Below are 16,428 nucleotides of genomic sequence, written 5' to 3'. Positions count from 1 at the left end.
CATTCACCTCACAAATGTTATTTGTAACCTATCATTTGTAACATCTGCTTGTTTTTTTGTAAAAGTTAAATAATCTTCTTGGTCGCTGCGATATCAAGAAAAAATAAGGAGTTGTTACAGAATGGTTTTATTCCATTTGCAACAACTCATTTATTAATCTTTATTTTCTATACTAAATTGAAACTGGTTCCAATATTACAGAATGTAATAGGTCCAGACTCTTATTAAAAATAAACTCTAACATTATCTCATCTTTATTAGAGCTATAATTAATTCCACCTTTTAAATCCATTAAATCATCATCTGCGATGCTGCAATCAAAGACTTCAGAGGGATATTTAGACTGCCACTGAGGTTTTATTTTTGTTGTAGCATGTGAACCCCACTTATAGAAGTGGGAGACTTCCTTCTGAAATGTCGTTGAAGCAAATAATTTTGTATTTTTTTGAATAACTTTATCTAATTCTATATAATCTAACTTCATAGAATCATTTAATAGATATAATAATTTTAACATTTCATAATATTCATCATTATATATTTGTTTTTCCTCATCATCATTTACATACGTTAATAAGGAATTTACTGACTGTTTAGTTGCTTGAAAATAATATTTGTTTGCTGTTACCTTCCCAATATATGCAAAGAATATTGCTATATAAATATTTTTATATTTAATAGCTTCTAATCTTTCATCAATATACCCTATCCACATTAACTCTAAACCATTTTCACCAAATCCAATTGTAGCATTTTCAATTAATAAATCTAAAAATTCAGTACTTGCACTAATAAACTCATCATAATTATCTTTACAACATATTACTTTTCCTAATAACTCATTTTCAATGAGATTCTTGCTATATTTTAATTCAATAAATTGAAGTTGTACTTTTAGATCATGGGGACTTAAAAGCTTTATATCTTTAATTAAATTTGAGTGAATATTCTTGGGCTCACAATTTTCCAGAAAATTTATTAAATTTATCTTTTCATTTATAATTGTTTTATAAACTAACTCAAAGCCTTTTTTTAGTTCATTCAAATTTTCTCTAGTAACACTCACAACTTCTATAGGTAAAACTTCTTTATTATATGTTGATTTTAATATTATATCAGCAATAATATTTTCAGATGTTGGTTTTTTCATATAATTTTCAGCTATCTTGTTTACTGGTGAATTTATAATATAAAAGGTTTCTTTAGCATATTTTATATTTTTTCTTTGTAGATTATTAATATTTACAATGAAAAAAACCATAAGTAATTTACCTGCTTCATAAAACATATTATTATCAACTTTAGATACAATCTCTTTACTATTCGTAACTGATACTTTCAAATCCAGCTTACAGTTATTGCTAATAAAGTCCTTTAATAATAATGTATTAAGTAATAAATCATTACTAATTCGTTTTTTCATTTAATCATCTCCTTTCCTATAATCAAATCATCTCCTGGGTTACTGGTATATTAATGATTTTTATTTATCTTATAGTTAATCATACAATAGATTCATATATACTTTTTAATTTTATAATAATTGATTGATTTTTAATAAGAAAAGCCCTGTTTTTTAACTTTTATTGATATAACATCAAATTATAAATATAAAAAGTTAAATTACTTTCTAACGTTTTTAATCATGGAAGCAAGCCTCACCGGAGCTGTCAAATAAATAATCACCCATATTGCTATAATGCTGTTCTTGCAGTAGTATCAATTTCCTATGCTTCAAGTATTCGTATGAGTGCTACTAAAAGAAGTTATTATTGTTCAAATTATAACGGAACTTGGAAAACTGAAATTAGATATGTATCAGATGTATATGCTGATAGAAACTGGAGTAATCATCTCAAAACATTTACAAAAGAAACTTCCAGATAGTTTTGGGAGTGGAAAATAGTAAATACCGCATTATTCAGCAAAATGAATAGTGCGGTATTTATTATTTTTTGCGGTGCCGTATTGCAATAAAAACATGCCATATGGGGTTAAATCTTTTAAATGTCCATTTTGATTTAAATTAAATTTATATTCTCCTAAAAAATTTATATACTTCCATCCAAGTCGTGATATATTATTTAAGAAACTTTTATCAAATCCACCATTATACTTTAGATGATCAATAGCTTTATTTAAATAAACTCAATTCCAAATTGTTATTGCATTGATTATACTATTTCGTCTTTGATTGATTCTATTACATTACTTTTTTTAACGCCTGTTGAAGAAATCCCATACGCCAAAAATATAGATGCAATTATAATCACAGCATACGCTAAAATTGGTACAACTGGAAAAACAGATATAAATTCAGACCATGTGATTAACGTTAATCTTAACATATACCAACAAATAAATAATACTATTGGTATGCTAACAATAATCGGTGTTAATGCAAAAAACAAACCTTCTATCATCAACATTTTGTTTAATCCCTTTGGTGTTAATCCTACTGCCCGAAGCATAGCAAATTCTCTTTTGCGCAGTCTAAGATTATTAGAAATGGTAGAAAAAGCATTAATAATGCCAATTATTCCAAACATTATGGCTACAGAGAAAATACCAATAGAAACGGCTTTTTGAATCAGTTTGTCATTATTTTTTTCTTCGAGTAGACTCCATATACTAAAATCTTCGGATCCAAGATAAGAACTGCAAATTCGAGTTAGTTCTTTCTTCACACGTGGGCTAGCGCCATCACCAACCAATAAATCAATTGCCATACTACTAGATTCAAGCATGCGTTCTGGCATAAAATTACTAACTAGTTGCTGATAGGTTTTCATAGGAACTATATATGCTAAGCTGTATCCACCCATTTCTAGCTCAGAGGGAGAAATCTCTGTAACATGGCCCACTTGAGCATTAAATTTATAATTTGTATTCATATCATTTTCTATTTTTTCGTTTATTACTAGCTTATCGCCTTCTTTTATATTTAACAATGGTATTTTTTGCACAACTTTTGAATTCTCTGATACATAATTTGTGCTATCTAATAATACTCCTTTTGTCACACTATCCTTATAATATGATTCGTCATCAGCACCAATTTTTTCACAATACTTTTTAAAAGATTTATCGCTTAATCCAACTAAATTTGTTATAATTCTATGCTTTCCATTCTTACTATATATATTATGTTTGGAGGGTACCTTAGCAAATCCTCCATATTTAGCAAAAACATCTGACTCCTGTTTTGATGTTACATAAGTTGAAGTACGTACCTGTCTTCTAATGACACTATCTTTAACTTCAGGCAGAGAAGTAACTTCATTTATCATCTTATCACTTGGTTTATCAATCATTTTTAGGCTAATCTTCATATCATGAGTAGGTATTTCAGCGTTTTTAGAATTGACTAAATTGAAGATGGCTATAATGTTCATATACCCCGCTATTAAGATAAAACACATTGAAAGAGACAATACAGCCGTACGCAAAGCCTTTTTGTTAGCTGAAAATTGTGATATTGCTAGTTCACCTTCTATACCAAATATTTTTTTGATTATTAAGTGGGCTTTTTGTTTTTTTAATTTTACTTTGGTACTATTCTGACGTATTCCAGTAATAGCAGATACTTTCATCATTTTTCTTGCAGGAATATATGCTGAAACTAAAATAGTAATCAATGAGATTATGATGGAAAAACCAACTACTACCCATGAAAAAGAAACATATGCATTCCTATAATCTTCTGTAACACTAAGAATTTTATTAACTTTAGAAAACACAATATTACTAAATATATATCCTATCATGATACCAATTGGTAATTGAATAATCCAGAGTAAAAGTCCTTCATAGAGAACAGAAGACTTAATTTGCCTTGGAGTTGCTCCTAAACTTTTCAGAATACTTAGTTCCTTAATCCTGCTGTTAGCAGATAAAGAAAATGCATTATAGATAATAAGAATAAATGACCCCATAACTAGTAACATAATTGTTATTGCCATTGCTATCATCATAATGATTTGAGTGTTTGCACCACTTTTATCGCTAATCCCATATAAAGTTAATAAAGGCGTATTATACCTAACTGGATACTCTCCATGTTCATTTTTGGTTAATCCCGTAGATTTCGCAATCTGCGGTAATGTTTCATAGATTGTGCGAGGGTTCACAAAACGCATATAAACCGTAAGTTCATCTTCCGGCTTGATGCGCGAAGTATCCAAGTATCCCATGGCGATATATCCGGGGTATGCAGAACTCGCGGAAATATCCAATTCTCCAACTATGGTATATATATTAGTTTCTGTTGTCTTAAACTTCTCGCCTGATTGTTTGTAATCATTAGGTCTAATTAGTTCACTACCAAGCATTCGATTACCGGTAGGAAGAGTCAACTTATCGCCAATTTTATATGAAGGATTATCCGCGAAGAATAATTTTGATACAACAATTTCTCCGGATTTTTTAGGAAGTTTACCTTCAGTAAGAGTGTTTTTTAAACCCATGTCTAGCCAAAAATTTGTATTAGCATCTCTCAGTGATAGATACGGACGTTTTGTATTGGAAAGTTTAGCAGTAACCCACTGTCCTTTAATCATCGTGGATTCAACCTCGGGATTTTCTGTGACATATTTTAATTTATCACCAGATATAGGGTCGCCTAATTCCCCATTCCAATAACCTGTATTTTCAATTGTTGTGGTTAATTTTGTTTCCCATTTAGAATGTATAAATATACATAGTGAGCATAGAAGTGCTGAAGCAATTATAATAGCAACTAGTATAGAAATTGTATGTCGCTTATTCTTTTTCATATGGTTATATGTGTATTCATTCATAATTTTCATTTTTTAATTACCTCATCTGACACAATTCTACCATCCTCAATTGTAATCACTCTATCTGCTGATAATGCAATTTTTTCGTCATGCGTAATCAATATCATAGTCTGATTATACTCTTTATTTGAAACCCTCAACATCTCAAGAATAGCTTCTGTATTTGCTCTGTCAAGATTTCCAGTAGGTTCATCTGCTAGAATAATAGACGGTCTATAAATTAATGCTCGTGCTATAGCAACTCTTTGTTGCTGACCTCCTGAAAGCTGATTTGGTAGATGACTAAGCCTTTCGTTTAAACCAAGCATTTTTACAATCTTATCAAATTCTTCTTTTTTAGGTTTTTTACCATCCAGCAGCATAGGCAATAATATGTTTTTTTCTACATTTAGTGTAGGAATAAGATTATAAAACTGATATATTATTCCTACTTTCCGCCTTCTAAATAAAGCTAATTCAGTCTCATTCATTGATGAAATATCAATGTCATCGATATATATTTTTCCTTTTGTAGGGTTATCCACTCCCCCTAACATATGAAGAAGTGTAGATTTTCCTGATCCACTTGATCCAATTATTGCAACAAATTGTCCTTTGTTTATCCTCAAATTTAAATTATCCAATGCAGTTACCTTTGTATCACCCATTCCATAGGTTTTTGTAAGATTTTCAGTTCTTAATATTTCCAAAATATTCTCCCCCTCTTTAATAAGGCCTGCTATCATAACATTTAGTTATTTTAGTCCTTATTTTCTTCTAACCCCATTATATCTTTGTTAAGTGACCGTTCGGTGACACTGCTTGTCATTAATTCAAATAAAACTTAATTGTGAATCGCGCTCCCCCTGTTTTTTTATTTTCTGCTCGAATTTCACCATTTTGTTTCTTAACTATAGATTGAGCAAGAGCAAGTCCAATCCCTACACTATCTTTGGCTGAATTTTCGCCTTTGTAAAATCTAGTAAATAAATGTGGTATATCCTTTTTATGAAATCCTTTTCCATTATCTTCAATAATAATTTGTGTGCAAATAGGGTTTTGTTCATACACTATGGAAATTTCACCTCCACATGGTGTATGTTCTACACAGTTTTTAACAACATTTAAGATGACTTCATTGTTCCAATAAAAATCTCCCATAAAAGCTACATCACTATCCTCTTGAATAGAAAGTTGTTGCTCCTTTTTTTCTATCATTAAGATTAATGGCTCAACAGCAGTACATACCAATTCATAAACATTAATCCATTTACATTCTAATGTTAAGGTTCCTACATCTAGTTTAGAAAGTATTAACAATGACGAAACCAAATGATTAAGACGGTATATCTGAGCTGAAATACGCTCAATATACAAAGCATCCTCCCCATTTATAGGCCTATCATCTAATAATTCAATCATAAGTGACATTGACGTAAGTGGCGTTTTCATTTGGTGAGAAATATCTGCAAGGTAATTTGTTAATTTTTCTTTTTCTTTCCTTTCTTTTTCTCTGGTTTCTCTAAGAAGCACAACTGTTTTATATAGTTCATCTTCTAAAATAGAGAATTCGTCTTCTTTCTTCTGAGGATTTATTCTATAATTTCCTTCGTTGATAGCGTAAAGATATTCTGCAAGATTATCGATACGTTTACGCTTTATATGATTTAGACCTATCAGAAATCCTCCAAAACAAAAAAAGAGTAAAGTGATCAAAAACAAAATACCAACCGTAACTATATTAAAACTTTTACGATTATTATAAGAACCATATAAAAAATCTTCACTATATCCATAGTGCTCTAATATTTTTTTCCCTTTATTAATTTCTGTTATATTATTAGTTTTTAGCGATGATATCAATACTTGTTCAATATTAGGATCAGCCTTAACACCAAACGCTATAATCTGTGCTGCTTTTTCATAAAAAATCTTCTCTGTCTGCTTAAAAATGAAATTTCCAAATATAACACAAAAAAATGTTATACATAAAAAACTAATAAACATCCATACAGTAAATTTCTTTTTATTCATATCCCTCTTACTCATCCAACCTATAACCTATTCCTCTCACTGTTTTAATAATTGTATTATTCGTAAGTTTTTGACGAAGACGCTTTATAGCTACTGATAATGTATTATCATTTACAAATTCCCCATCGATATCCCACAGTTTTTCCAATAAAACCCCTCGTGTTAAAGTACGGTTTTTATTTTCTAATAGATGCCTAAATAGATTGTATTCACCAATTGTAAGTTCTATTTCGAGATTATTTTTATATACCTTTGTTTCTGATTTAATCATTTTAATATTCCCACACCATAGAACATCTTCTTGTATCTGCTGTTTTACAGTTCTCCGCAAAACAGCCAATATACGAGAATGCAAAACACTTAATTTAAAAGGCTTGGTTATGTAGTCATCCCCTCCAATATCTAGTCCTTTTACAATATCGCATTCTTCATCCCTAATAGTAAGAAAAATAATAGGAATGTCTTTAATTTCTTTTACATAGCGGCAAAAATCAAAACCTGACCCATCAGGTAAATTTAAATCTAGTAATATTATGTCAATGTCTGTTTTAAAAAGCTCTTTCCCTTTTTTAAAATTCTCTGCATGTATAACTTTATAACTGTTTCTCAATAAAAATGACTTTATACCTAAAGCAATTGTTTCATCATCTTCAATCAAAAAAATCTTAAGCATTCTCTAACCTCCTTAACCCTTACATTTAATAATCACACTATTTTTCTTTTCAACTTTCAAGTATAAATAATTTTTCTACCGTAGTGTTTAATAGTATAGCAAGGTTCATAGAACATAACAACGCACCAAGAAATTTCCTCACAATAATGACTCCATAATGTAAAAATTTTTTCTACAATTTTTTTTTAATACTAACCTAAACAAAATGTAAATAGTTTTATACTTTTGTTGATTGTGGTATAAAAATAATTTATAGATTAAGTGGCAGGATTCCCACCTGTTAGAATATACACCCTGTCGGGACGCACCGCGAATCGGTGCCATACCCCTAGTACATTTTAAAGCTATTATATTATATAAAAAAGCCATTCCCTTGCTAAAAACAAGTTAGTTAAATACATGAAAAAAGAGAGAAAATTAATCTCTCTTTTTATAAAATTCCATAACTTCTGACCTGCTAAATAATGTGCTTTTCTTTGATTTTTTAACAGGAATTAGCTTTGATTCTTTTAGTAACTGGCTGACGTATTGCCTTGACCTCCCAACAACATAAGTATGCCATATTCACTTTGCATATGCAAAGTGAATCGACAAAGAAATTTATTTAAATAATGTCGTAGTCAATTTCTTAAAGGATTATTATATTAAATAGAGAATTACTAAAGTATAATTTATGTATCTAAACTTGAAAAGGAATTGTCAAGGAAACAAAAGGTAGTAATAACAGAAAGAAAGCTAAAATAAAAGCAGTAAAATTACATAAAAAAATAGCTAATCAATAGCTGATGCTAGCTTCACAGAATTTAGAAGAATGTTAGAGTATAAAGCTAGATGGTATGGTAGAAAAATAATAATAGCAATGTAATAAAAGATATATTGTTAGAGAGGTTGGAATGACCTTGATAGCTTGAATAAACTTGTAGCATTAGCTATATTGATTGAGAGTTATAATGTAATTAAAAAAATATCTTGATTTGGAGTGAGTAAAGTGGAAAAAAGCAAAAGAACAATATACAATCAAAATTGGGAAGAAAAGAATAGGAAATATTCTAGTTATCTAAAGAGTAGGAGCAGTTGCAAATCATTTATACGCAATCATGCAACCATGGAAGACATGGAATCAATAGAGCAGTTAATTTCAGAAAGAAAAAAAATATTATCAGATGAAGGCGAGAACAGTTAGTGTTCTTGTCTTTTTTTTACTATTCTGAATGTTTGCAACGATATATAAGAAAATTAGTCTTAGTCCAATAGAAATTTTATCCTAGGATCATTTTTGACAAAATCAAGGGTTTTGTCTTTTTTAAATGCCCCTTTTACTAATCTTTCATATTTTTCTTTGCCCCAACTGTTGGTCACATTAAATTTCATATGCTTATATAGTTTTGACTTCATAGCATCATCCATGCTACTTGCTTCATTTACCATATTTATAATCATTTCTATAGCTTTATCTTTATCCTGTTTTTCTTTTGCATACCATAAATCTAACGAATATTTATGGTATGCTCCTAAATCAAATGCATCAGCTACCTTTTTAGCACGCTCTATGTATTCTTCTGCTTCACTAAATTTCTTTTCTTTATATGACAGATTTATCATTAGAGATAACGCCCCAAAGGTTTCATGAGCATTTTTCCTTAATTCACCCTCATAAATGCCATAAGCTTCACCAATTTTCCCGCTACTTTCATATAATAATGCCTGTTGAATTTTTTTATCCACCTCTACTTCTGGAATTTTATCTAATAATTCTTGAGCTTTTTTATACTCTTTTTTAGCCCTATACATTGCTGATAATTCTAATTTTGCCATAGAAGCTGTCTTTTCTTTACTACTTGTTGCTACAAGTTCAAGCCAAACGATGATTTTCCTTTCATACTTATCTTTTTCCTCAATTTGAGGCCCTAATAAATATATTCTTAATACTACTGATATCCAATATATCAACTCATCACAATTTGGATATTTTTTAATTAAATCACTGGCCTTTCCAAAAGCCTTTTGGAGTCCCTCTTTTGATGCCATTTCACCTACCTCTTTTGTAAGCTTTTTTACTTCTACATCTGTTAATTCCTCATCAAATGCCAATAATGTATTAACATCAATTTTTAAAACACGTGCAAGAGGTGCTAACAGTGCTATATCTGGGCATGATATTCCATTTTCCCACTTATTTACTGCTGGTGTACTTATATTTAAATAATTAGCAACTTGCTCTTGAGTAAGATTTTCCTTTTTTCTATAATTTCTAATAACCTCACTTATTCTCATAAAATTAACTCCTCCATTTTTTTGTACATTTAATTAACTTAGGACTTCGTTAATTAAATGATATCAAATCTATATAATTTAAACAATTGAAGAATTTTCATCTTTTATTCATAAAAATTAACTATTAGTTAATTTAATTTTCCTAATAAAAACATTTAGAATCTTACTTATGATACAGTATTTCCACTTGCAAGCATAGCCTTAACCATTTTATATCAATGGTTAAAGCTAAAAACAACCTCCGTTACTTATGATACGATTCAGCGTTCCTAATCATAATACTTTTTCGCCGTTAAGTCACCATATTTCTTAACTCAACAATACGCGAGTTAGCTAAAGCATTTGGTGCATACAATCCAGCTTCTAAAATAGCTTACTTTCTCCATAATATTGGAGTAATAAACCGAACGGAAATAGTAGCAACGTATTACCCAAAATATTCTTAATCCAAAATCTAAGACGTTTCAAAACTAAATATGTATACAGTTATTTTTGAAACATCCTAATAAATCTACCGAGTATTTACTACTTGGTAGCTTTCTAATATCTTTTATACTTAATAAATCAATAATTTTTCACTCCTGCTTACCTCTTTTTAATTCACCAAAATAATATGTTTACAAAAAACTGGTGCAAATTCTATTTGCACCAGTTTTTTAAGAACGAAATAGCATCTCCAAAATTTAACATTAGAAGTGAAAAAATAAGCATTTGCATTAAAACTTGTATTAAGTTTATATTTTTATTAAAGTGAGTTTTTTTAACTCCATAAGGGTTTTTGTGAATAAAGACATGGAAAGGGGTGTATAAAAAAAATATTACCACCATACCCATAAGATAATTTTTTGTTACATAGGATGAAGCTAGTATTAATACAAATGACATATGCAACCAGATCAAATATCCATAAAAAACCTGTTCTAAACAGAACCAGAAATATTTTACTATTTTACTTTTATCCATATAGTAAAAATCCCTCCTAACCATTAGTTTAACGTATAAATAACACTCTCTTATATTAACATTATATGGTAAATTTTAATATAGTTGTATGTCTCTGCTTGAATTCCAAATATTTCTTAACTATATGTTTAGGCATTAGTTAAGCTCCTGGTGGTCCAGGAGCTTTTATTTCTTGTTCCTTATAGGAGTAGTGCCAACTAAGCTGTCATGAAGTGCAAAACAGTTAAATTTTATTTAATGGCTATGTTAGACAATAATGATGATAATACATCTAAAATTGGCTTGTCCATTTAATACAAGCCAATAAACTTTTCCCTAATCATTATGAAATATAATATTTTATGATAGCTAAAATATTGTAAAAATACGATTAATGGATTATTTAAGGAGAACACGTATAGGCTACTAAAAATTATACTTATACATTCCTAAAAAATTTTGTAAATACAGAAACAAAGATTATAATTAATCCACTTAAGAATAAAAAAGTTGCTTCTCCTTTTTTATTCTTAATATATGAGGAATACCCATCTAATATACTCATGATACCTAATAATAGAAATACAATTGACATTGCAATTCCACTATTAATGATATTAAATATGCATAAAACTGATAATATAAGAGCAATTAATGAAATTAATGTCTTACTACCTTTTAATTTTTTCAACTTATTACCTCCCAATAAAATAATATTCTAAACTAAAAACAATTGTTTACTAAAAAATACTTTGTTTATATACTAATTATATTAGAATTTCTTAATCAAATGTCACATTTAAGCTCTTATTTCAATTCATATAGGAGAAATTTCATACTCTTACGTATACTCTAGCTTTACCTTGCTTCCTCCCTGTCCCTGCTCTGACGGCGTAACTATTAGTTTTACAGGCACTCTACTGCGAAGCTCCTCCACATGACTTATTATTCCCACAGATAATGTACTTGAATGAAGTTTTTCAAGTGAGTTCATTACTACTTCTAGAAGATTCGTGTCTAGTGTACCAAATCCTTCATCTAAGAAGAAGAACTCTAGTGGAGCACTCCCTTTTAACTGAATTTGTGAAGACAGCGCAAGCGCAAGACATAGTGAAGTTAAGAAGGTTTCTCCACCGGACAATGTATTGGTTTCACGTCTTGTTCCTCCATTAAAATCATCCCTCATTACAAAGGCTCCATCAGAATCAAGCTCCAATGCGTAACGTCCTCTTGTTATGTCTTTTAATCGTTTTGAGGCTTCCATAGATATGTATTTTAGCTGCTTCATAGCTACATATTCCACAAATTTATTCCCTTGAATTAACGTGTCAATTTCTCTTAAAAGACTAAGCTTGTGTTCTATAGCGCTTCTCTTTATTATAAGGTTTTTAACTTCTAGTAGCTTTCTTTCCATTTCCTCAAGGGCCCTATATTGAGCTCCTATTGCTTTGGTTTTTTCTTCTAAAATCTTCCCAAGTACTTCTCTTTTTTCTTTTACCTCTTCAAAGAGTGTAGCGTCTATTTCTTTTCCATTAAGTAAATTTTCTACTCTTTGTAAATTATCTATTATGCTACGTTTAGATTCTTCATACTGTTTTATTTCTTTTTCAATTAGTAACAAGTCTCCTCTTGAAATTAAATAAAGACAAGCTATTTCAGCATTTTCAAAGGAATTTTCTTTAAGAGCTATGTCTAATTTTTTTTCTCCATCTTCTAGCATCTTTAAAAGCATTTCGCTTTTGTTTTCTTCACTGGTTTTTTGAGTGTCTAATCTTTGCTTTTCTATATTTTCTTTTTCTAAAATATCTTTTAAACTAGCCTCAATAGATGTTATATCCTTTATTTCATTTTTCACCTTTTCTATTTCAATTTTAGGTGTACGATCCATCTCTTGTGTAAATCCACAGAGTTCAACTATTTGGATAGTCAAACGGTCTATTTCTGCCTTCTTTTCCTTACCGCTGGTTTCTATTTCCGTTTTTGAAGTGGTAAGATCCCTTAAGCACTTGTCTACGTCAGATGCTTCCTTTTCTAATGTTACTAGCTCTACTCGAAGCTTCCTTGCCATGGCAGTTAGTTTTATTACCTCATTGTCTATATCTTTAAGTTGCTGAATTTTTTCCTTTATGGATACTGATGTTATACTACCACTTTGATTTTGCTTAAATGAACTCTCCTGATTAAGCAAATCTACTTTTAAAAGCTCATGCTTTTCGCGTAGCAATTTTAATCTGCCTTCTGCAATAGACAACTCTTCATCTATTACTATTAGCGCTTCGTTTTCTTTTCTTAAACCTTCTCCAAGTTTTACTTCTTCCATATCTACTTTGCTTTTTTCATCACGTAGCTTATTTAGCTCTAAGTCTATCTCAGTTTTTTGCTTGTTGTAGACTTCTAAGTTTTCCTTAAATTGAATTAATGAGGATTCTCTTGCATCTTTCTCGCGGCGAAGCTCCTCAATGTTTATGTCGTGAAGCTTAACATTAACTATTTCTAATTGGCTATTTATATACTCCTCATCGCTTATTAACCTCACAAGTTTTATTTGCTCTTTTTGATAATCTTTAGATAAATTTTCTAAGTTTAACTCTCCACTTTGCTTTAAACTCTTCTTAGTTTCTAAACCAGTATTCACTATTAGCTCTGCTACTTTTGGATGATGCTCCGACCCACACACTGGGCATAGTCTTGGCTTACCAAGTTCGTCTCCCTCTTTTAAACTAGAGGCTAAAACTGCTGCCATGTTAGCTTGTTCTATTTCCTTTATCTCACCTTCTATAATTTTAAGCTGAGCTTTCACACTTTCTATAGATTCTTCTGCATTTTTTAGATTTAACCTACCTTTTTCGGTTTCAATGTTAATATTTCTATATTTCCCTTGTAGTTCACCCTTTATTTTATGGTTTTCTACAGCTTTCTCTAGGGTATCCCGTAGCGAACTATAGGCCTCCTGTTTTTCTAGCAACAAATTATTATCTCCCGGGAAATTATTTGCTATTTTCTTACTTTTTTCTTCTAAAAGAACTAGTTTATTTTGTTTGCTTTCCTTAAGTATAATAGCTTCTCTATGCATTAACTTTGTGGTATGTGCACCCTTCTTTAAATCTTCCCCTTTTTTCTTAAGCTCTTGTACATTTTTCGTTGCGGCCGAAACTTCTAGTTCACTGTTATAGGCATTATACAATTTTTCTCTATATTCTGGTGGTATTTCTATTCCACTTAGTTTTTCTTCAGTAACGCCCAATTGATTTTCTATTTTCGACTTATTGGTAACAATAATTGCACTTTTTAGATTTTTCTCACTTATATTGCTTCTAATCTCTTTATGCTGTTTTAAAAGGATATCTTTTTCCCCCGCTAGATAGCTTATTTTCTCTTCAATATTCGTAGCTTGTTTAAGACTTACTTCCTTTTCAATTAAAATAGGAAGTTTATTGTTTTTATCAGTCCACGCTTTATCATAAGAAGTTTTTGTAATATTCAGCTTTTGACATACAACTAAAAAAGCACTGCTTAGTTTTTGAAGTGTATCCTTGTTTATCGCTAATCTTTTTTTAGTTTCATATACATTGTCAATATAGGGTTTTACATTTAATGCTGAACTTCCCCTCGTAAATTTTTCTTTTTTATTTTTTATTTCTGGTACTTGTTTATTTAAGTCAGCTTCTTTTTTTACATACTGGCTTTTTTCTTGTTGTAGCTCCCAGATAGTTTTATATTCCTCGTACTCTTTATCCACAGTTTTTTTATCAGCCTTAATTTGTTTTTCTTCCTGCTTTAAACCATCTAGTACGGATTTTATTTCATTATGGCCTTCTTCACCTACATCTTCATATCCCTTCATTTCCCCCTGAATCATAGTTTGAGTCTTTAGGTTTTCATTTCTAACTGATCTTATTTTTTCATAAAGCTTGGTACCGTATTTTTCTAAGGCAAATATTCGCTCTAGCATATTTCTTCTTTCTTTTCCTGTAAGCTTTAAAAATTCATTGAATTTACCTTGAGGTAACACGACTGACCTTGTAAAATCCTCAACTTTCAGTCCTATTATTTCTATGATTTTCGTGTCGATGTCCTTTGGTCCTTCTGCTAGTACCTTGTTTTCATCAGCATTTTCCTTATTTATTTCTATAAGCCTTGCATAAGCAGTTTTGAAGTTTCCAGTTTTTAATCTCTTTATGCTTCTTTCTGCTCTATATAGTTTTCGGGTTTCCCCTAGTCCTATTTCAAAATCGAAGCTTATTTCTACAACATTTGTTTCTGTGTTTACAAACTCTTTGGTGTCTCTGGATACTTTTCCATAAAGAGCTATGGTTATCCCATCTAAAATTGTGGATTTACCACTAGCTGTTGGACCGAAGATACCGAAAAGTCCTTTTTCCGTAAGTTTTGAAAATTCAATAGTTTGTTGCTGTACAAACGAATTTAGCCCCTTTATTTTAAGATTTACTGGTTTCATCTTTGGGTTCCTCCTCTTCATCTAATGCTATGTTTAAAAATAATTCCATAATTTCATCCGATGGCTCTAGCCCACCTTTTGCCTTTGTAAAATATTCTCTAAACATTTCCTCCATGGATTTTTCCCTTAGGCTTTCCTCTAAATCTGCTTCGCGTTCTATCCCCTCAAGTATTGGCTCTATGGAAACTATATCAGGTCTAAGTCTTTTCATTTCTTTTATGTTTTCGGTGCTTATTATTTCTTTTGTCTTTATTTCAAGGTATACCCAAATGTTTCTTTCGCCCTCACTTTTGCATTTTTCTATCGCTTCCTCGGTGCTGTTACATTTCCATACTTCTATAGGCTTGTAGTTTCTAAACATTATTTGTGAGACTTCCGCTTCGCCCCCAGCTTTAACATCTACGAGGTACGCTCCCTTGCTATAGTTTATTTCGCTTTTGCTATATTGAATTGGGGATCCGCAGTATCTTATCATCCCCTTAGTTCCTGGCACTTTCTGTGGTCTATGAAGATGACCCAAGGCTGAGTACTGAGCTTTCTTTGGGAATTTAGATGGTGAAACTGAAAGACTTCCCCCTAGTTGTATACTTCTCTCTGACCCACTTTCCTCTCCACCCATAACATAGAGGTGTGACACTGCTAGGTTTACAGTATCTTCCCTATATTTATCAGATATATTTTCAAACAGTTCTCCTATTCTGTCAGAATAGCTTTTTTGCCTCTCTTCATCATTAATCTCTATTGAAAGTACTTCATTTAACCTTTTTTCACTTGGATAAGGTAGTGTTATAATAACTGCTTTTTCCCCTCTTATACTAAGCTCTAAGTACCCCTCGCCGCTTTCTATTATTTCAAAATCACACTTTCCGTCATTGTTAAATTCTCCAAATACGCCTTGCCTTGCTATACTCTTTGGTTCCCCTAAAAGTACCACCCCATGACCGTATGCAAGAGGGCTCGGTGCAACTAATCTTTCTGGATTATCATGGTTACCTGCCACAACTAACACTGCAGTTTTCCCGCTACTTGTTATATCCTTAAGTGTGCTATAAAACATTTTTTCAGCTCTTGCTGGTGGATTTCCATTGTCATAGATATCTCCAGCTATAAGTACTAAATCTATATTGTTTTTTTCAACTATTTCTATAAATTCTTCTAGAAATTCTTCCTGTTCCTCTAGTCTACTGTATTGCTCTAAAGTCTTCCCCAGATGCCAATCGGAGGTATGAAGTATCCTCATTTGTATCTCCCCTTTTTTAGGTTTTTCA

The 16,428-nt window shown here is 30.8% G+C and carries 12 protein-coding genes and 1 pseudogene; 3 read left to right on the top strand and 10 right to left on the bottom strand.

The window, feature by feature from the left end:
* Positions 1–172: 172 nt before the first annotated feature.
* Positions 173–1,423: a hypothetical protein gene (locus KTC92_RS14630; RefSeq protein ID WP_220286329.1), complete on the bottom strand. Its 1,251-nt coding sequence runs from the start codon at positions 1,421–1,423 to the stop codon at positions 173–175.
* 327 nt (positions 1,424–1,750) lie between these two features.
* Between KTC92_RS14630 and KTC92_RS14625 the strand changes: the two genes are divergently transcribed.
* Complete coding sequence (locus KTC92_RS14625) at positions 1,751–1,906, top strand: hypothetical protein (protein WP_220286328.1); 156 nt, start codon at positions 1,751–1,753, stop codon at positions 1,904–1,906.
* 268 nt (positions 1,907–2,174) lie between these two features.
* Here the strand turns inward: KTC92_RS14625 and KTC92_RS14620 are convergent, their stop codons facing one another.
* The 4 genes from KTC92_RS14620 to KTC92_RS14605 form a co-directional block, all read right to left on the bottom strand.
* A complete protein-coding gene (locus KTC92_RS14620) occupies positions 2,175–4,808 on the bottom strand; it encodes an ABC transporter permease (RefSeq protein ID WP_220286327.1) in 2,634 nt (877 codons plus the stop codon).
* Positions 4,805–5,488, bottom strand: a complete 684-nt coding sequence (locus tag KTC92_RS14615) for an ABC transporter ATP-binding protein (protein WP_216302430.1) — start codon at positions 5,486–5,488, stop codon at positions 4,805–4,807. The genes KTC92_RS14620 and KTC92_RS14615 overlap by 4 nt, the downstream gene beginning before the upstream one ends.
* Positions 5,489–5,606: 118 nt before the next feature.
* Complete coding sequence (locus KTC92_RS14610) at positions 5,607–6,812, bottom strand: sensor histidine kinase KdpD (RefSeq protein ID WP_220286326.1); 1,206 nt, start codon at positions 6,810–6,812, stop codon at positions 5,607–5,609.
* 7 nt (positions 6,813–6,819) lie between these two features.
* Entirely contained in the window at positions 6,820–7,485 is a 666-nt protein-coding gene (locus KTC92_RS14605) for a response regulator transcription factor (protein WP_220286325.1), read from the bottom strand.
* Between the two features lie 675 nt (positions 7,486–8,160).
* Between KTC92_RS14605 and KTC92_RS18720 the strand changes: the two are divergent.
* Both KTC92_RS18720 and KTC92_RS14600 read left to right on the top strand, forming a co-directional pair.
* A pseudogene (locus tag KTC92_RS18720) lies at positions 8,161–8,344 on the top strand (RNA-guided endonuclease TnpB family protein); the annotation flags it as partial.
* A gap of 129 nt (positions 8,345–8,473) precedes the next feature.
* On the top strand, positions 8,474–8,668 hold the full coding sequence (locus tag KTC92_RS14600; protein WP_220286324.1) for a hypothetical protein: 195 nt from the start codon (positions 8,474–8,476) through the stop codon (positions 8,666–8,668).
* 59 nt (positions 8,669–8,727) lie between these two features.
* Here the strand turns inward: KTC92_RS14600 and KTC92_RS14595 are convergent, their stop codons facing one another.
* The 5 genes from KTC92_RS14595 to KTC92_RS14575 form a co-directional block, all read right to left on the bottom strand.
* On the bottom strand, positions 8,728–9,759 hold the full coding sequence (locus tag KTC92_RS14595) for a helix-turn-helix domain-containing protein (RefSeq protein ID WP_220286323.1): 1,032 nt from the start codon (positions 9,757–9,759) through the stop codon (positions 8,728–8,730).
* A 639-nt stretch (positions 9,760–10,398) separates the two neighbouring features.
* Entirely contained in the window at positions 10,399–10,722 is a 324-nt protein-coding gene (locus tag KTC92_RS14590) for a hypothetical protein (protein WP_216302426.1), read from the bottom strand.
* A 418-nt stretch (positions 10,723–11,140) separates the two neighbouring features.
* A complete protein-coding gene (locus tag KTC92_RS14585) occupies positions 11,141–11,392 on the bottom strand; it encodes a hypothetical protein (protein WP_220286322.1) in 252 nt (83 codons plus the stop codon).
* Positions 11,393–11,542: 150 nt separating this feature from the next.
* Complete coding sequence (locus tag KTC92_RS14580) at positions 11,543–15,160, bottom strand: SbcC/MukB-like Walker B domain-containing protein (RefSeq protein ID WP_220286321.1); 3,618 nt, start codon at positions 15,158–15,160, stop codon at positions 11,543–11,545.
* Entirely contained in the window at positions 15,141–16,400 is a 1,260-nt protein-coding gene (locus tag KTC92_RS14575; RefSeq protein WP_216302420.1) for an exonuclease SbcCD subunit D, read from the bottom strand. Before KTC92_RS14575 ends, KTC92_RS14580 begins: the two co-directional genes overlap by 20 nt.
* Between the last annotated feature and the right edge of the window lie 28 nt (positions 16,401–16,428).

The organism is Clostridium sp. CM027 (genome assembly GCF_024730565.1).
Classification (GTDB): domain Bacteria; phylum Bacillota; class Clostridia; order Clostridiales; family Clostridiaceae; genus Clostridium_AD; species Clostridium_AD estertheticum_B.
Note: the sequence above shows the minus strand (reverse complement) of the source record. Positions and strands in the feature narration are given on the sequence as shown.